This window comes from Flavobacterium sp. IC2-16, from assembly GCF_055521455.1.
On sequence record NZ_CM145480.1, the window covers coordinates 2,046,642 to 2,064,547 of the forward strand.

Here is a 17,906-nt window from a genome sequence, read left to right on the forward strand (position 1 = left end):
TATTTGGATGAGAATTTAAATTATTTTCTCTTCAATACTTTTTCAACAGCTTCTACAATTGCTTGATTGTTTAGCTTGTATTTGTCCATTAGTTGTTCTGGAGTACCAGATTCACCAAAGCTATCGTTTACAGCAACAAATTCTTGTGGCTTCGGATTGTTTAATGATAACAAACGTGCAACGCTTTCACCTAAACCACCAAGGATATTGTGTTCTTCAGCTGTAACAATACAGCCTGTTTTTGCAACCGATTTTAAAATTGCTTCATCATCCAATGGTTTGATGGTGTGAATGTTTATTACTTCGGCAGAGATTCCTTTTGCTTCTAATGTTTCAGCTGCAATTAAAGCTTCCCAAACCAAGTGACCAGTAGCAACAATTGTTACGTCTGTTCCTTCGTTAAGCAGGATTGCTTTTCCAATGATAAAAGGCTCATCTGCAGGAGTGAAGTTAGGAACTACTGGACGACCAAAGCGTAAATAAGCAGGACCGTGATGATCGGCTAATGCAATAGTAGCAGCTTTTGTTTGGTTGTAATCACAAGTATTGATAACGGTCATACCCGGTAACATTTTCATCAAACCGATATCTTCTAAAATTTGATGTGTTGCACCATCTTCTCCTAAAGTTAATCCAGCATGGGAAGCGCAAATTTTTACGTTTTTATCAGAATAGGCTACCGATTGGCGAATTTGATCGTACACACGACCTGTAGAAAAGTTAGCAAACGTTCCTGTGAAAGGAATTTTACCCCCAATAGTTAGTCCAGCCGCAATTCCAATCATGTTTGCTTCAGCAATTCCAATTTGGAAAAAACGCTCTGGGTGATTCTTTTTGAAATCATCGAATTTTAATGAACCAATTAAATCGGCACATAAAGCGACAACATTTTCATTTTTTTGTCCTAATTCCGTCATTCCGGCTCCAAAACCAGAACGGGTATCTTTACTTCCTGTATTTGTATATTTTTTCATACTCTAAAATAAGTCTTATTGTTGTTAGTTGTGTTTAGGATAAATATCGTCAATTTTAAAATTGAAATTAAAATCAACGTTCGTTACATATAATATTTCTGTATCAGTTGCAATCTTTCCTTCATGAAGATGTAATATTCTTTCAAGATTTACATCGTCTTCAAACGCTAACTGGTACTTATCAGTTAAATATTTTTTTACTGATCTTTTGTTGGTGTTTGCAAGGTTTTTGTTTCTACTGAAAAAGTAATAATGTTCGTTAATTATCTTTTTACTTGTTTTGTTTTTGAACTGTGTTAGATGAACAATTTTTTTATTAGTAGCCGTGTCATTTTCAAATTCGAATTCTTCCCTATATTTTTTAAACCTTTTACCTTTTGTAAATTCAACAACTGTGAAAAGTTTTGAATTGGTTAATTTGTTTAAATCTTCAATGGTTTTATAGTCAAAATTGACATCAAATTTAATTCTGAGCTTATTTTTATAATCTATAATTTCAGCTTCTTTTTTGCTGCCATCAATTTTGATTTGCAAAATATAAGTAGAATCGTTTTGATTTTTAATATGAATCAAAGTCCCGTTAAACTTTGTTCCATAGTCTTTAATATTGCTTTTAGTAACTTGGTTGAAATAGTAGGTCATTTCTTTTTTTTGAGCTACAGAAAAAAAGCTAAAAGATAATGAGACTAATAAAGCTACAAGAAAACGCATTTTAATAATCACCTAATGTTTCTGGATTTTGTTCAAGTGCAATTGCTAACTGTTCATTGCTTGGCGCTTTTCCATGCCATGCATGAGTGTGCATCATAAAGTCTACACCATTACCCATTTCTGTGTATAATAACACGCAAACTGGTTTGCCTTTACCTGTTCTAGACTTTGCTTCGGTCATTCCGTTGATGATTGCTTCAATATTGTTTCCTTCTTTAATTTCCACAACATCCCAATCAAAAGCAACAAATTTAGCTTTTAAATCACCCATTGATAGTACTTCATCTGTAGAACCATCAATTTGTTGGCCATTTAAGTCAACTGTAGCGATTAGATTGTCTACTTTTTTAGCAGAAGCATACATGATAGCTTCCCAGTTTTGACCTTCTTGTAATTCGCCATCTCCGTGAAGTGAATATACTAAATGGTTGTCGTTGTTTAGTTTTTTTGCTTGTGCAGCTCCAATGGCAACCGACATACCTTGACCTAAAGATCCTGAAGCCATTCGTACACCTGGTAACCCTTCATGTGTAGTAGGGTGACCTTGTAATCTCGAATTAAGTTTACGGAAAGTGGCTAATTCCGCAACTGGAAAATAACCGCTACGTGCAAGAACACTGTAAAAAACAGGAGAGATATGTCCGTTCGAAAGGAAAAATAAATCTTCTCCAATACCGTTCATGTCGAATCCTTCTTTGCGCTCCATTAGGTTGTGGTACAAGGCAATGAAAAATTCAGCACAGCCCAAAGAACCTCCTGGGTGACCTGAATTTACTGCGTGCACCATTCGAAGAATGTCTCTTCTTGTTTGAAAAACTAAATCGTTTAGTTGTTGAGTATTAGGTTTCATTTTATATAGAATAGTTAAACTGCTGCAAAGATAATCAGATAATTGAAATTTTGCTTATTTGTTTAGGTTGGTTGTTTAGTTATTACAGATTTATAACGTCAATTTTTGTTTGCATCCCAATTGAGCTTTAAAATGTATGGTATGTTATATTGTTTGATGTTTGGTTTAATAAGAATTTAATTCTGAATTCGTATTCTCTAATAGATGTTAATTTAATTTATAATTCATAATGCATAACTCACATTTCTTTTATCTTTGCGGCTTGTAAAATGTATGTATGAAGTTCGATTTATTACAAAAAGATCCACAAACGCAAGCTAGAGCAGGAAAAATCACCACCGATCACGGTGTGATTGAAACGCCTATTTTTATGCCGGTTGGAACTGTTGCTTCGGTAAAAGGAGTGCACCAAAGAGAGTTAAAAGACGATATTAATCCTGATATTATTTTAGGAAATACCTATCATTTATACCTTCGTCCACAAACGGATATTTTAGAAAAGGCTGGTGGATTGCATAAATTCATGAATTGGGATAGAAATATACTTACCGATTCAGGAGGTTATCAGGTGTATTCACTTTCCTCGAATAGAAAAATTAAAGAAGAAGGAGTTAAATTCAAGTCGCACATAGATGGTTCGTATCATTTCTTTTCTCCGGAAAATGTAATGGAAATTCAGCGAACTATTGGTGCCGATATTATTATGGCTTTTGATGAATGTACGCCTTATCCGTGTGATTATCATTATGCCCGTCGTTCTATGCATATGACCCACCGTTGGTTGGATCGATGTGTGTCGCATTTGGAAAAATTACCATTTAAATATGGCTATGAGCAAACCTTGTTTCCAATTGTTCAGGGAAGTACTTATAAAGATTTACGTCAGCAATCGGCTGAATATATTGCTAATGTTGGTGCGCAAGGGAATGCGATTGGAGGACTTTCGGTTGGCGAACCAGCAGAAGAAATGTATGCCATGACTGAAGTGGTAACGGCTATTTTGCCAGAAGATAAACCTCGTTATTTAATGGGAGTAGGGACACCTATTAATATTTTGGAGAATATTGCGTTAGGAATAGACATGTTCGATTGTGTAATGCCAACACGAAACGCTCGTAATGGAATGTTGTTTACAGCTAACGGAACAATTAATATTAAAAATAAAAAATGGGAAGCCGATTTTTCTCCAATTGATGAAATGGGCCACACCTTTGTTGACTTAGAATATACAAAAGCCTATTTACGCCATTTGTTTGCTGCAAACGAATATTTAGGAAAGCAAATTGCTACCATTCATAACTTAGGTTTTTATATGTGGTTGGTTCGTGAAGCTAGAAAACATATATTAGCGGGTGATTTCCGTCAATGGAAAGAAATGATGGTAAAAAACATGAGTCAGCGACTATAAATTCAAAGCCAGTACTGTAAATGAAAATAATCGATAAATATATCTTAAAACGCTATTTAGTTACTTTCACGGTAATGTTACTGCTTTTTATTCCTATTGGGATTATTGTCGATGTTTCGGAGAAAGTAAATAAAATGATAGAAAACAAAGTTCCAATTAAGGAAATTTTGATTTACTATGGAAATTTTACGATTTATTTTGCCAATATGCTTTTCCCGATTTTTCTGTTCTTGTCGGTTATTTGGTTTACTTCAAAATTGGCCAACAATACAGAAATCATTGCTATATTAAGTTCTGGAATTTCCTTTACCCGTTTTCTTCGTCCGTATATAATTGGTGCAACTTTAGTATCGTTATTTGCGCTTTTAATGAGTATGGTTTTGGTTCCTAAAGCCAGTAAAGGGTATAACGATTTTCGATATACATATTTAAAGAACGATCCAAAAGTTAGGGATAATCAAGACGTATATCGTCAAATTAGCAAAAATGAATTCATTTACGTAAGTAATTTTAACTATATTGCCAAAATGGGTTTTAATTTTTCTTTAGAAAAGTTTAAGGGCGATAAATTGGAGTATAAAATCACTGCAAAACGAATTAAATGGAATGAACAAGATAGTACGTATACCTTATTCGGATTTAAAAAACGAATTGTTGGTGAATTTGATGACCATTTGATTTCTTCTGAAAAGGAAAAAATGAAGTTGAATTTTGATATAGACGATTTGACACCAGTTGTTTATATAGCAGAAACAATGTCTTTAGGTGAATTGAATCGATTTATTGAAAAAGAAAAAGTTCGTGGCTCTTCAAACATCAATTCGTATTTGGTAGTTAAATATAGAAAATACAGTTTGCCAGTTTCGGCATTTATACTTACCATTATTGCTGTGGCTGTTTCTGCCATGAAACGAAGAGGGGGAATGGGAGTGAATTTAGCGCTTGGAATTGCCTTAGCATTTACATTTATCTTCTTCGATAAAATTTTTGGAGTATTAGCTGAAGCGTCAAGTATTTCCCCTTTTATAGCAGTTTGGTTGCCAAATGTGCTTTTCGGATTTTTAGCTTATTATTTGTTGCGAAATGCCAAGCGATAAATTTAAAAGTTACCTGCATCTCCACTTCATTGTTTTTGTTTGGGGATTTACAGCAGTTTTAGGGAAGCTAATATCATTAGAAGCTTTACCATTGGTTTGGTATCGTATGATGATTGCGGTGTTTATACTATTCGCCTATATTAGAATTTCCAAAACTAGCCTTGCAGTTTCTAAACGTTTACTTTTTAGTTTTTTGGTATCCGGTTTGGTGATTGCACTACATTGGTTTACTTTTTTCCACGCTATTAAAGTATCCAACATATCGGTAACATTAGCCTGTCTTTCCACAGGAGCTTTGTTTGCTTCCATTTTAGAACCTATTTTCTATAAGAAAAAAGTGGTATGGTACGAAGTTTTCTTTGGGCTACTGGTGGTAGTGGGATTGAGCATTATTTTTAAAGTTGAAGGAAACTATATCGAAGGAATTGTCTTGGCTTTAATTTCTGCATTTTTATCTGCGCTGTTTTCAGTAATCAATGGAAATTTTGCAAAGCGTAATAATGCTGGTGTGATAACTTTTTACGAGTTAGTTGGCGGCGTTTCTTTTATAACAATCTATTTGTTTTTCAACGGAAATTTTACTCAAAGCTTTTTTCAAATTTCTTGGAAAGATATCCTGTGGCTTAGTGTTTTAGGGTCAGTTTGCACTGCTTATGCATTTTTAGCCTCAGTGAAAGTTATGAAGTTTCTTTCGCCGTATACGGTAATGCTTACCATAAATTTAGAACCTATATATGGTATTATTTTGGGCTTTTTGGTTTTTACAGATAGTGAAAAAATGAGTCCAAAATTTTATATCGGTGCGGCAATAATATTAGTTACTGTAATTCTAAACGGAGTGGTAAAGAACTATAAAAAGTTAACAACTAATTAGTAAATAGTTTCTACAATGTAAAATGAAAATTTTATCTTTGTAATTCATACTAAATCAAAGAATACTACAAAAAATGGAATATTTAGATTTTGAACTCCCAATAAAAGAGCTTGAAGATCAGTTAGATAAATGTCAAATAATCGGTCAAGAATCGGATGTTGATGTTTCTAATACATGCAAGCAAATTGAAAAAAAATTAGAAGAAACCAAAAAAGAAATCTATAAAAACCTAACTGCTTGGCAACGTGTTCAGTTGTCTAGACATCCAAACCGTCCATATACTATGGATCATGTTAGAGCTTTATGTGGTGATACTTTTTTAGAGCTTTTTGGTGATCGCGGAGTTAAAGACGACAAAGCAATGATTGGTGGTTTAGGTAAAATTGGTGGTCAATCGTTTATGATTATTGGTCAGCAAAAAGGATACAATACTAAAACACGTCAATATAGAAATTTCGGTATGGCTAACCCTGAAGGGTATCGTAAAGCCTTACGTTTAATGAAAATGGCCGAAAAATTTGGCGTTCCTGTAATTACTTTGGTAGATACTCCAGGAGCTTATCCAGGTTTAGAAGCTGAGGAACGCGGACAAGGTGAAGCTATTGCACGTAATATTTTCGAAATGATGCGCTTAAAAGTGCCCATCATAACAATTGTTGTTGGAGAAGGTGCTTCGGGAGGAGCTTTAGGAATAGGTGTTGGTGATAGAGTTTATATGTTGGAAAATACATGGTACTCGGTTATTTCACCAGAATCTTGTTCTTCAATTCTTTGGAGAAGCTGGGAATACAAAGAACAAGCCGCTGAAGCCTTGAAGTTAACATCTTTCGACATGAAAAAGCAGAAATTAATTGATGATATTATTCCTGAACCATTAGGAGGTGCACATTACGATCGTGAGAACACTTTCAAAAATGTTGAGCATTATATCATGAAAGCTTTTAATGAATTGAAAGACTTATCAACAAAAGATTTGGTTGCCAAAAGAATGGATAAATACAGTAACATGGGTGAATTTAAAGAGTAAACACACTTGTTCGCAATGCATAGAATCCGAGGCCTTATAGCTTCGGATTTTTTTTGACTTATTAACAATGAATTGGTGTTTATTAACATTGGTTTATTAACAACTCAAGTTTCGATTTTGCAAAAATTGGCTAACTTAGCACCATGGAAAATATCAGAAATATAAACCCAATAAAAGTAGATAAAACTACAATTATCAACCTTGAGAAAGGGAAGTTGCCGCCACAGGTGTTAGACCTTGAAGAAGCAGTGCTTGGCGCAATGATGATTGATAAAAAAGGGGTTGATGAAGTAATCGATATTTTGCAACCCGATGCCTTTTACAAAGACGCTCATAAATATATTTTTGAAGCTATCGTTCAGTTGTTTAACGATACTCAGCCTATTGACTTATTAACAGTTTCGGCTCAGCTTAAAAAGAATGGAAAATTAGAGCTTTCCGGTGGTGATTTTTATTTGATTCAACTGACTCAAAAAATATCTTCTTCGGCTCACATCGAATTTCACTCGCGTATTATTCTTCAAAAATACATTCAACGTAGTTTGATTCGTATTTCTTCTGAAATTATTGAAGAATCGTATGATGAAACTACCGACGTTTTTGATTTGTTAGATAAAGCCGAATCGCGTTTGTATGAAGTTACGCAAGGAAATATCAAAAGAAGTTCTGAAACTGCCCAAAGTTTGGTAATCCAGGCAAAAAAGCGAATCGAAGAAATTGCCAATAAAGAAGGATTGAGCGGAATTCCAACAGGATTCCATGATTTGGATAAATTAACTTCGGGATGGCAACCTTCCGATTTAATTATTATTGCAGCTCGTCCAGGTATGGGTAAAACGGCTTTTGTCTTGTCAATGGCGCGTAACATGGCTATTGATGCGGGTGCCCCTGTAGCTTTATTCTCTTTGGAGATGTCTTCGGTTCAGTTGATAACACGTCTAATTTCTTCGGAAACAGGGCTTTCTTCTGAAAAACTAAGAACCGGTAAACTTGAAAAACACGAGTGGGAGCAACTTTCTATTAAAGTAAAAGATTTAGAAAAAGCACCTTTATATATAGACGATACGCCATCACTTTCTATTTTCGATTTGCGAGCTAAAGCTAGACGTTTGGCTTCGCAATACGGAATTAAAATGATTGTAATCGATTACCTTCAGTTAATGACTGCCGGCGGTAATGGTAAAGGTGGAGGAAACCGTGAACAGGAAATTTCAACCATTTCAAGAAACTTGAAAGCCTTGGCAAAAGAGTTAAATGTACCGGTAATTGCACTATCGCAGTTGTCGCGTGCGGTTGAAACACGTGGCGCGAGTAAGCGACCTTTACTATCTGACTTACGTGAATCGGGAGCGATTGAGCAGGATGCCGATATTGTGTCGTTTATTTACCGTCCGGAATATTATAAAATTGATGAATGGGATGATGAAGAGCGTTCTCCAACCCAAGGACAAGCCGAATTTATCGTGGCAAAACACCGTAATGGAGGTTTGGATAATATTCGTTTGAAATTCATCGGAAGCTTAGGTAAATTCGATAATTTAGATGATAATCATTCTTCTTTCGATGCGATGCCTTCTCGAATGAATATGGATGATAATCCTTTCATTACACCAAATCTTCCGAGCCCGAATGAAGCTTTTGGAAGTAATATGAATAATTTTGACGACGACAGCGATGTTCCGTTTTAATATGAAGCCTACCGATGTAGGCTTTTTTTATGATTTATTCTGTAGAAAATCATTTATCTTTGAGAATAAATTATTCTAAATGTCCGTTAAAAAATTGCTATTTCTATTTGTGTTTCTGATATCTATGTCGGTTAAAGCTTCTTTTGTGCTTATACCAATGGATGCCGAAACGCAACAAAATCACCTAAAAGCATACGGAATCACCTATTGGGCGCTAGAGAAACAATATAAGGTAAGCTGGCTGTTAAATTATCGTGGTGGTTCTTTTTTGATGCCCGATTTGCCAGAAATTAGAAAAGAGTGTCAGATTAGAGGGGTGAGTTTTGAAGTTTTAAGCGATGGTGCTGCGAATAGCATTTTAGATGAAATTAGTTCGCCATCACAAAACATGGAAACCGTAGTGTTGGAAAAAGCACCTAAAATTGCGGTATATACACCAAAAGGAAAACAACCTTGGGATGATGCTGTAACGTTAGTGTTAACCTATGCCGAAATTCCTTTTACGCCAATTTATGATGAAGAGGTTTTAAGCGATGCGTTGCTTCTTTACGATTGGTTGCATTTACACCATGAAGATTTTACCGGTCAATACGGGAAATTTTTTGGGGCGTACCGAAATGCTCCTTGGTATATAGAACAAAAGAAAGACGCTGAAGCTTTGGCTGCTAAATTGGGTTTTTCAAAAGTTTCTCAAGAAAAAATGGCTGTAGCCAATAAAATTAGAAACTATGTAATTGGTGGCGGATTTATGTTTGCCATGTGCTCGGCTACCGATAGTTTTGATATTGCACTTTCTGCCGAAGGTGTTGATATTTGTGAACCAATGTTCGATGGTGATGCTAGCGATGCCAACTATCAATCGAAAATAAACTATACCAATACTTTTGCATTCAAAGATTTTGTCTTGGAAAGAAACCCAATGCAATATGAGTTTTCGGATATTGATATGACGATGAAAAGAAAGGTACTACCTGATGTTGATTATTTTACACTGATGGAATATTCGGCTAAATGGGATCCGATACCAACCATGTTATGTCAGAATCACACGCAGTTAGTGAAAGGATTTATGGGGCAAACTACTGCTTTTGATCCGGAGTTAATTAAATCGAATGTGCTTATTATGGGTGAAAATAAGCAAAATGGTGAAGCGCGATATATTCATGGAACCAAAGGAAAAGGGATGTTTACTTTTTATGGAGGTCACGACCCAGAAGATTATCAACATCGCGTAGGAGATGCGCACACTGTTTTAGATTTGCATCCCAATTCTCCAGGATATCGTCTTATTTTGAATAACGTGCTGTTTCCTGCGGCAAGAAAGAAAAAATTGAAAACGTAATGAAACAGTTTTACTTTTTTTGTTGGTATTTCTGTTTGGGAGTAGTGTTTACTTACGGTCAGAAGTCTTATTATGAAAAAAAGAGAGATGTATTTGTTGAAAACTATAAGTATGATTCTGCCATTGTATATGCGCAAAAAGCAGTTAGGTTTTCCAATCAAAATTCAGATCATTTAGCTGAGAATTATCTAAAAGGAGCTAAAATATTTAAATCACTTTCCAAAACTGATAGTTGTGTTTATTATTTGAATAAAGCAGAAAATCTATTCAAACAAAGCACAGATTTAAAATACAAACAAGAAAAACTTTTCAATATTCTTGTTTTAAAAGCGGAGTTAGCAAGATTTTCAAATCGTAAAGAGTTGGCAACAAAGTATATAAATCAGGCGACCAAAAGTGTAAAACCTGATTTTGATTTTGATGTTTTGGCATATTACTATAATAGAAGAATGGCTATTGTCTCTCAATTTTATAATTATGATTCAGATTCCGTGAAAACGATACATCTGTTAGCCGATAAAATCATAATAAATCAAGATAGAATTACTGATAAATCCATTCCGGTATACACTCTAAATGAGATTGGCTTTTTAGATTTTAACAAGAACCCCAAAAAGGCGCTCGAGTATTTTAATCAGGCTTTTTTAATTGCTAAGAAATCAAATGCTAAGCAAGCATTAATAGATGTTGCTATAAATTTAGGTAGAACTTACCAACAGAAATTTTTGGATCAGGATAAAGCGATTTATTATCATAAGATTGCTTTAGAAACGGCTACAGAAATTGATAACTTATGGCAAAAGTATCAAGCTACAATTAACTTGCGTATTTGCTATTCTTTAAAAAATGATTTTGAAACTGCGTTAACCTATTCAGATCAGGCTACGGTTTTTGCTGTTGAAATGGAAAAAAAAGATAAAAATATTTTGCTGAATGAAATGGAAAAAAAATACAATTTTCAAGCAAAAGAAAGTGAACTTAAATCGTCAAAAAAAAATACGTTATACCTGTTAATTTTACTGGTTTCACTTTTAGCTGTCTTGGGAATAATGTTTTTTTATAACCGAAAAATAAAATTCAAGAATCTTGAACTTTCAAAGTTGTCTTCTGAAAATGAATTTTTGGTTAGTGAAACGAATCATAGGGTTAACAATAATCTACAGTTAATTGCCTATCTAATCTCTGAAGTTGTTAGGAAAAAAGGGAATAATGAAGACAAGAACGAATTTATTAAGTTGTTGTCTAAAGTTGAAGCTATTGCTACCTTACACAGGCACCTTTATTTGACAAAAAATAAGAAGAACCTAAATCTTCAAAAATATTTTGAGGAACTAAAATCGAATTTTATAGGAATAGGCACGGAGAAAAATATAGATTTGGATTTCACTGTAGATTTTATTGAAATTCATTCCGATCAGGCGGTTCATTTGGGGTTATTACTTTCGGAATTATATATTAATTCGATTAAACATGCTTTTAGTCCAAATCAGGAGAAAAGAATTTGCTTTCATTTGCTGGAAAAAGACGGCATTTTATCGTTCAATTATGAAGATAATGGTGAAAATGCAATAGGCAAAGAAATACAACCCAAACTAGTAGATCAGCTTTGTTTGCAGCTTGAGGTAATATATTCGATTACAACCAAAGAAGGCTTTAAACTATGTTTTTCTAAAGATATTGCTTCATGGATATAAAAATTTTAATTGTAGAAGATCAAGTTCTAATTGCCAATCATATTAAAAATATTCTGGGAGACGCTAATTTTCACACTGTTGAAATGGCCTTTAAAATAAATTCGGCAATTGAGAAATTAAATTCATTTGTTCCCGATGTTATTTTATTGGATATTAATGTTGAAGGAAGAAATACAGGGATAGATTGGGCAGAAGAATATGTTAAGGATGCAAAAATAATTTTCATAACTGGACAGAATGAAATGTCTACCTTGGAAAAAGCATTGACGGTAGATCCAATAGCTTACTTAACCAAACCCGTACGAGAAATTGATTTGCAAGCTGCGCTTCAAGTGGCCAAAAAACAATTTAATTCAAATTTGGTGATTATAAAAGATGGGTTTAAAGAAGTAAAACTAAACTACGATCAAATCTTATTTGTTAAAAGCGAACGAAATTATATAGATATTCATACCATTGACAAAAAACTTACTATACGAAATACTCTGGATGGCTTTTTAAAAGAATTGAATTCGTCTATTTTTTGTAAAATCCACAGATCATATGTGGTCAACACCACAAAAGTGGATCTAAGAAAATCAAATTCTGTTATCGTTAAAGGATTTGAATTGCCACTTTCACGAAATTGTAGTTTGAATTTGTAATTCGTCCACATACTTCTGTCGTTCGTCCCAAAACATAAATTTAAACACCAAATAAAGGTATTTTTGTTACATAACTATTAAATTTTCAATTTATGAAACAAAAGTATCTCTATTCATTTCTGTTTTTTTTCGTATGTTTTTTGGGATTCAGCAAAAACCGCGACAATCTAAAATTGCCTACTACAGACATTTGTAGTACCGCACTCAATCTAACGGTTGGCGTCTCTTTTAACGACTATGCACAAAGTGTTAATTTAACCGGAGCTACCAATTCAGGAGTAGCAACACCTTCTTGTGGTAATTATCAGGGTGGCGATAGATGGTTTGCCTTGACTGTACCATCTACAGGTATTGTGGCGGTTGAAACAAATGGTACTTTAAATTATGATACAGGATTAGCTGTTTATTCAGGAAGTTGCGGTGCATTATCGTTATTAAACTGTGACGATAATAGTGGGACTAATAATTATTCAAGAATTTCTTTAACTGGTCAAACACCCGGTGCGACTATTTATATTAGAGCATGGGAGAATTTTTGGGGCAGTTCGAATGCACAATTTGAAATTTCGGCTTACGACCCAACTCTTCCTGCAACTCACTTGAACTTTGATGGTGTTAATGATTATGTTAACTTAGGGAATTCACTTTCTTCAAGTTTAAATGGGGCTACTGCATTAACAGTAGAAGCATGGATTAATCCTTCTGTTTTAAATGGATGGAATAATATTATTACAGATTATGATGGCGCTTATCATAAAATTTTATTGCGAGTAAGAAATAACAATAATATTCAGTTCTGGTTAAATGGAACCGTTTTAAACTCTGCTTTTACAGTTCCATTAAATGCATGGACACATATTGCGGCAGTATATGATGGAGCGAATATGTATGTGTATGCTAATGGATCTTTAGTTGCTTCGCAAGCTGCTGTAGTGAGTCTACCAGCAACTTCAAATCAATTCAATATTGGTTCAAGAGTTGGCGGTACAGAATATTTTACTGGAAATATTGATGAAGTTCGTGTCTGGAATGTTGTTAGAACTCCAAACCAAATTATGGGTTCTAAAAACTGTGAATTACAAGGTGGAGAATCCGGTTTATTGAGATATTATAAATTTAATCAAGGTTTTGATGCTGCAAATAACTCAAGTGTAACAACTTTAACAGACGCTACTTCAAACGCAAATAACGGTACATTAACCAATTTTGCTTTAACAGGAAGTACTTCTAACTGGTTAGCAGGTTCACCGGTTACATCTGGAAGTATTATTCCTTCAGTTGCAACGGCATCAACGCCAGTTGTGTATAGCCAAGGTGCAACAGCAACTGCTTTAACGGCAACAACAGGAACTAATGGCACAGGATTAATGTGGTATACTGTGGCAACTGGTGGCACTGGTTCTACTACAGCACCAACTCCTTCTACAGCAACAGTGGGGTCAACCTCGTATTGGGTTTCTTCAACAAATGCTAATGGTTGTGAAAGTGAAAGAATACAAATTGTAGTAAACGTTAAAGTTGCAAATGACGACTGTTCTAATGCCATAAGTTTGACTGTTGGAAATACGTTCAATGAATATCCGGAAAATATTGATTTAACTAGTGCAACTAATTCTGGCTCTCCATTACCAACTTGTGGTAATTTCCAAGGAGGAGATATTTGGTACACTGTAACTGTCCCTACTTCTGGCAACGTTGTAATTGAAACAGATGGTGCTGGAGCTTTTGATACAGGTTTAGAAGTTTATACAGGTAATTGTGGAACTTTAAGTTTAGTAGCTTGTGACGATAATAGCGGAAATGGTAATTATTCTCAATTACTTTTACTTGGTCAAACACCTGGAGCTATACTTTATGTAAGAACTTGGGAAAATTTCTGGGGTAATTCTAATGCTCAATACCAAATTTCAGCATATGAGTATATTAATCCAGCTACTCATTTAAACTTTGATGGTGTAAATGACAATGTTGCAATTCCTCCTGCTGCAATTAATAATTTAACGCAAGGAACTATAGAAGTTTGGATTTATCCAACAGCTAGTACTTTAGACAATCAAACAATTTGTGCAAAACAAAGTAATTTTGAAAATACTTATGCATACTTGTCAATTGGTGGTGGTTCAGCTGCTAATGGTCGAGTATATTACCAATCTACTAACAGTGCTTTTATTCAAAGTAACGCTACAATTATTTCAAATCAATGGACGCATGTTGCTGTAACTTTTACCAATACTCAAGCTAAAATTTATATTAATGGAGTTTTAGACAATACAGTTGCTGGGAATTTTTCTTTGCCTAATGACATAACTGTAACAGCAACAACCATTGGTGCTATACTTGGAGATGGTGGAGGTCAGTATTTTACAGGTAATCTTGATGAGTTTAGAGTTTGGAATTATGCTTTAAATCTAGCTGATATTCAAAATAGCATGAACTGTGAAGCACAGTCTCAACCTGAATTAATGACATACTATAAATTCAATCAAGGTTTTGATTACGCTAATAATTCATCTTTAACTACTCTAGTGGATGAAACAGGAACTTATAATGGTACTTTAAGTGGTTTTGCTTTATCAGGAGCAACTTCCAATTGGAAATCCGGTTCAGCAATGACCAGTGGAAATACATGTGCAACATTGAGTAATACAGGTTTTGAAGCTATGAACGGTCTTAAAGTTTATCCAAATCCTTCAACAGGTATTTTTACTATAGATTCACAAGAAGAGATTACAGTTGTAGTTCTTGATGTATTGGGTAAAACTATTGTAAGTAAGCAAATTAGTACTGGAGCGAATACGTTGGATATTTCTAATTACGCTTCTGGAATATATCTAGTTAAAGCTACTGGGAAAACTGGAGAAACAGCAACTTATAAGTTGGTGAAAAAATAGATATTCACATATGAATTTCTTAAACAAATACAGGCTTGAATTGTTATTGATTATACAATATGCTTTAATTTTTATATTGTTAGCGTATATCATTTTAATTTAGTTTGCAGTTTGATTTATTGGGAGCCCTCAAGAAATTGAGGGCTTATTTTTTTTCTGAACTTTTCTTAAGTACATTTACTTTATATTGTATTTGTATGAATTATAATCAGATCCTTTCAGAAGTATATTCCGAAACTAAAGACATAAATATTCTAGGGAAAGTAACTTCTTCAATTCCCGAATTGGCTAGCATCAATCCCAATAAATTTGGTATTCATCTTACCACTATCGATGGCCTTGATTTTGGCATTGGCGATAGTAATGAAAAATTTTCAATTCAGTCGGTTTCTAAAGCACTTACAGTTGCCTTGGCATTTTCTTTTCTAGGTGAAAAAGTCTGGGAGCGGGTAGGGGTTGAGCCTTCTGGAAATCCGTTTAATTCGTTAGTGCAATTGGAATACGAAAAAGGCATTCCGCGTAATCCGTTTATCAACGCCGGTGCATTGGTAATTGCCGATATATTGGTGTCGAATTTAGAACATCCAAAAGAAGACTTTTTAAAATTTATCCGAAAAATATCCAATTGCGATACCATAAATTATAATCCAAAAGTTGCTCAATCGGAAAAAGACAACGGTTTTCGCAATACAGCTTTGGCTAACTTTTTAAAATCGTTTGGTAATATTACCAATGATGTGGATGTTGTGTTGGACTTTTATTTTCATCAATGTTCTCTTGAAATGACTTGTAAGGAATTAGCGCATTCTTTTTTCTTTTTCGCAAACGAAGGACATACCCTGTCGGGTGATATTATTTTATCGTCCAGTCAAGTAAAAAGATTAAATGCCATTATGCAAACCTGTGGGTTTTACGACGAATCCGGTGAGTTTACCTATAAAGTTGGATTACCCGGAAAGAGTGGTATTGGTGGTGGAATAGCAGCGCTTTATCCTAAAAACTTCGCGGTGGTTACTTGGAGCCCGTGTTTAAATGAAAAAGGAAACTCCGAGCGCGGCATGGCTGCTTTAGAGTTATTGACAACAAAAACAGGAATGTCTATTTTTTAAGCGTTTGCGTTGAAAAATGAATGTAAGCTGTTTTTTATTTCGGAAGTATTTATGGAATCGAATAGCGATAAGATGTAATTATCAGGTCGGATTACAATAAAAAGTTCCGAAGTAACTCCCAATTTGTTCCAATGTTCTGATAGCTTATCTTCAATAAGAAATATGGGAAACGGGAAAATGTTTTCTAATTCAAGTTTTTGTTTTTCAGTCAATGGTTTATTTCCAATGTGTAACATATGGAATCCTGTTTGACTAAACTGACGGTAATATCCTTTTTCGTTTTTATAAGGTAATCGGTCACCACTTTTAAAACCTAGTTTTTGAGAACTGTAGTTTTGAGATAATTTTTTACCGTTATACGAATATGATATTTGGGATATGGTTTTAAAAACTCTTGGTTTTATCCAATCGTTAGAAAACATTTGCTGAATAATTGGTATTAAAATGGTTTTTCGAAATAAGGCCACATACCATTTATCGGAAGTCATAATGTTGAATGCACGATCTGTAAAGCGCATTAAAAATTTAGCAAAAGGAATTCGTTCTTCATTATAGGTTTCCAGTATTTCTTCTTTTGCAATACCTTTTAATACGTACGCCATTTTCCAAGCTAGGTTATACGCATCTTGTAATCCCGTATTCATGCCTTGACCACCAGCTGGACTATGAATATGAGCACTGTCTCCTGCTAAAAAAACTCTATTCTTTCTAAAATTTGAAACACTTCTATGATGTAAATTATAAATAGAGAACCAATTCACTTTATTAAAAGTAAGCGGTATACCAATTGTTTTTCGAATAACTGCTTCAATATCTTCAAACTCAATATTCGGAGTATTATAAAACTCTTTTGGGAAGGTGCCTAGAATTCTATAGTTTTTTTCGCCTTTCAACGGAAAGAAAGCACAGAAATTTTTATTGGTAGGCGCAATGAGCAATTTGTCGTATTCTAAGTTCCAATCCAATTCGGTATCGGCTACAAAAAATTTGTTTTGATATGTTCCACCTTCAAATGAAAAGTTTAATTGATGTCTAACAAGGCTTTTGGCACCATCACAAGCGACCACATATTTAGCGGTTATTTTCCGAATGTCTTCATTGTGAATGGTAATGGAAATGGTCGAATCATCATTTTGAGTTAAGGTTGTGAATTCAGTATTCCATAAAACATCATGATTGTTTTGAAGTAGGTTTTTGTATAGTAACTCTTCGTTCTTACTTTGTTCGAAAGCGAATAGAAAATGGAAATCAGTTAATCCTTGTCCGATAGTATTTATTTTTACTTCAGCTCTTTTTTTTCCGGAAAAGTACAAGTTGAATTCATTAATATAAGCACCTTCTTTTAAAATGGTGTCCGATAAACCCATTTGCTCATAAATCTCCAAACTTCGTGCAGTGACTGTTATTGCTCGTGATTGCTTTGTGGGTTCTTCTTTTGTGTCAATAATAATGAAATCTACTCCAAAACGATTTAGCTGATTAGCCATCATCAATCCGGTAGGTCCCGCACCTATAATAAGGACATCGGTTTTCATAACTTTTAATTATACGTATAAAGTTACAAAAAATGAAAGGGTATTGAAAGTAAATAAGTCCT

14 protein-coding genes are annotated in these 17,906 nt (G+C 34.2%); 10 read left to right on the forward strand and 4 right to left on the reverse strand.

What is annotated here, in order from left to right; all coding sequences use genetic code 11:
• Positions 1 to 20 precede the first annotated feature (20 nt).
• The 3 genes from ACZ1JT_RS09380 to ACZ1JT_RS09390 are packed head-to-tail and all read right to left on the reverse strand — an operon-like array spanning position 21 to position 2,535.
• Entirely contained in the window at positions 21 to 974 is a 954-nt protein-coding gene (locus ACZ1JT_RS09380) for a transketolase family protein (protein ID WP_465093566.1), read from the reverse strand.
• Positions 975 to 998: 24 nt separating this feature from the next.
• Entirely contained in the window at positions 999 to 1,685 is a 687-nt protein-coding gene (locus tag ACZ1JT_RS09385) for a hypothetical protein (RefSeq protein WP_465093567.1), read from the reverse strand.
• Position 1,686: 1 nt separating this feature from the next.
• Complete coding sequence (locus ACZ1JT_RS09390; RefSeq protein ID WP_465093568.1) at positions 1,687 to 2,535, reverse strand: transketolase; 849 nt, start codon at positions 2,533 to 2,535, stop codon at positions 1,687 to 1,689.
• A 277-nt stretch (positions 2,536 to 2,812) separates the two neighbouring features.
• On the opposite strand from ACZ1JT_RS09390, the gene tgt reads away from it, so the two are divergent.
• The 10 genes from tgt (at position 2,813) to ACZ1JT_RS09440 (ending at position 16,309) form a co-directional block, all read left to right on the forward strand.
• Positions 2,813 to 3,943 carry a tRNA guanosine(34) transglycosylase Tgt gene (tgt, locus tag ACZ1JT_RS09395; RefSeq protein WP_465093569.1) on the forward strand — a complete coding sequence of 377 codons (1,131 nt, stop codon included), beginning with the start codon at positions 2,813 to 2,815 and terminating at the stop codon, positions 3,941 to 3,943.
• 20 nt (positions 3,944 to 3,963) lie between these two features.
• Positions 3,964 to 5,040: an LptF/LptG family permease gene (locus ACZ1JT_RS09400; RefSeq protein WP_465093570.1), complete on the forward strand. Its 1,077-nt coding sequence runs from the start codon at positions 3,964 to 3,966 to the stop codon at positions 5,038 to 5,040.
• Positions 5,027 to 5,914: a DMT family transporter gene (locus tag ACZ1JT_RS09405; protein WP_465093571.1), complete on the forward strand. Its 888-nt coding sequence runs from the start codon at positions 5,027 to 5,029 to the stop codon at positions 5,912 to 5,914. Before ACZ1JT_RS09400 ends, ACZ1JT_RS09405 begins: the two co-directional genes overlap by 14 nt.
• Before the next feature lie 73 nt (positions 5,915 to 5,987).
• Positions 5,988 to 6,941 (forward strand): acetyl-CoA carboxylase carboxyltransferase subunit alpha, encoded by a 954-nt coding sequence (locus ACZ1JT_RS09410; RefSeq protein WP_465093572.1) that lies wholly within the window; start codon positions 5,988 to 5,990, stop codon positions 6,939 to 6,941.
• 143 nt (positions 6,942 to 7,084) lie between these two features.
• Positions 7,085 to 8,629: a replicative DNA helicase gene (gene dnaB / locus ACZ1JT_RS09415; RefSeq protein ID WP_465093573.1), complete on the forward strand. Its 1,545-nt coding sequence runs from the start codon at positions 7,085 to 7,087 to the stop codon at positions 8,627 to 8,629.
• A 79-nt stretch (positions 8,630 to 8,708) separates the two neighbouring features.
• On the forward strand, positions 8,709 to 9,971 hold the full coding sequence (locus tag ACZ1JT_RS09420; protein ID WP_465093574.1) for an asparagine synthetase B: 1,263 nt from the start codon (positions 8,709 to 8,711) through the stop codon (positions 9,969 to 9,971).
• Positions 9,971 to 11,665, forward strand: coding sequence for a histidine kinase dimerization/phosphoacceptor domain -containing protein (locus ACZ1JT_RS09425; protein ID WP_465093575.1), 1,695 nt, complete (start codon positions 9,971 to 9,973; stop codon positions 11,663 to 11,665). The genes ACZ1JT_RS09420 and ACZ1JT_RS09425 overlap by 1 nt, the downstream gene beginning before the upstream one ends.
• On the forward strand, positions 11,656 to 12,309 hold the full coding sequence (locus ACZ1JT_RS09430; protein WP_465093576.1) for a LytR/AlgR family response regulator transcription factor: 654 nt from the start codon (positions 11,656 to 11,658) through the stop codon (positions 12,307 to 12,309). The genes ACZ1JT_RS09425 and ACZ1JT_RS09430 overlap by 10 nt, the downstream gene beginning before the upstream one ends.
• 92 nt (positions 12,310 to 12,401) lie before the next feature.
• Entirely contained in the window at positions 12,402 to 15,200 is a 2,799-nt protein-coding gene (locus ACZ1JT_RS09435; protein WP_465093577.1) for a T9SS type A sorting domain-containing protein, read from the forward strand.
• A 197-nt stretch (positions 15,201 to 15,397) separates the two neighbouring features.
• Positions 15,398 to 16,309, forward strand: a complete 912-nt coding sequence (locus ACZ1JT_RS09440) for a glutaminase (RefSeq protein WP_465093578.1) — start codon at positions 15,398 to 15,400, stop codon at positions 16,307 to 16,309.
• Here ACZ1JT_RS09440 and ACZ1JT_RS09445 read toward each other — a convergent pair.
• Complete coding sequence (locus ACZ1JT_RS09445; protein ID WP_465093579.1) at positions 16,306 to 17,844, reverse strand: FAD-dependent monooxygenase; 1,539 nt, start codon at positions 17,842 to 17,844, stop codon at positions 16,306 to 16,308. The genes ACZ1JT_RS09440 and ACZ1JT_RS09445 overlap by 4 nt on opposite strands.
• Positions 17,845 to 17,906 lie beyond the last annotated feature (62 nt).

Bases quoted from the DNA above. Each gene is read 5' to 3' on its own strand.
- ACZ1JT_RS09380 (WP_465093566.1), bottom strand. From the start codon at position 974: ATGAAAAAATATACAAATACAGGAAGTAAAGATACCCGTTCTGGTTTT.
- ACZ1JT_RS09385 (WP_465093567.1), bottom strand. From the start codon at position 1,685: ATGCGTTTTCTTGTAGCTTTATTAGTCTCATTATCTTTTAGCTTTTTT.
- ACZ1JT_RS09390 (WP_465093568.1), bottom strand. From the start codon at position 2,535: ATGAAACCTAATACTCAACAACTAAACGATTTAGTTTTTCAAACAAGA.
- tgt (WP_465093569.1), top strand. From the start codon at position 2,813: ATGAAGTTCGATTTATTACAAAAAGATCCACAAACGCAAGCTAGAGCA.
- ACZ1JT_RS09400 (WP_465093570.1), top strand. From the start codon at position 3,964: ATGAAAATAATCGATAAATATATCTTAAAACGCTATTTAGTTACTTTC.
- ACZ1JT_RS09405 (WP_465093571.1), top strand. From the start codon at position 5,027: ATGCCAAGCGATAAATTTAAAAGTTACCTGCATCTCCACTTCATTGTT.
- ACZ1JT_RS09410 (WP_465093572.1), top strand. From the start codon at position 5,988: ATGGAATATTTAGATTTTGAACTCCCAATAAAAGAGCTTGAAGATCAG.
- dnaB (WP_465093573.1), top strand. From the start codon at position 7,085: ATGGAAAATATCAGAAATATAAACCCAATAAAAGTAGATAAAACTACA.
- ACZ1JT_RS09420 (WP_465093574.1), top strand. From the start codon at position 8,709: ATGTCCGTTAAAAAATTGCTATTTCTATTTGTGTTTCTGATATCTATG.
- ACZ1JT_RS09425 (WP_465093575.1), top strand. From the start codon at position 9,971: ATGAAACAGTTTTACTTTTTTTGTTGGTATTTCTGTTTGGGAGTAGTG.
- ACZ1JT_RS09430 (WP_465093576.1), top strand. From the start codon at position 11,656: ATGGATATAAAAATTTTAATTGTAGAAGATCAAGTTCTAATTGCCAAT.
- ACZ1JT_RS09435 (WP_465093577.1), top strand. From the start codon at position 12,402: ATGAAACAAAAGTATCTCTATTCATTTCTGTTTTTTTTCGTATGTTTT.
- ACZ1JT_RS09440 (WP_465093578.1), top strand. From the start codon at position 15,398: ATGAATTATAATCAGATCCTTTCAGAAGTATATTCCGAAACTAAAGAC.
- ACZ1JT_RS09445 (WP_465093579.1), bottom strand. From the start codon at position 17,844: ATGAAAACCGATGTCCTTATTATAGGTGCGGGACCTACCGGATTGATG.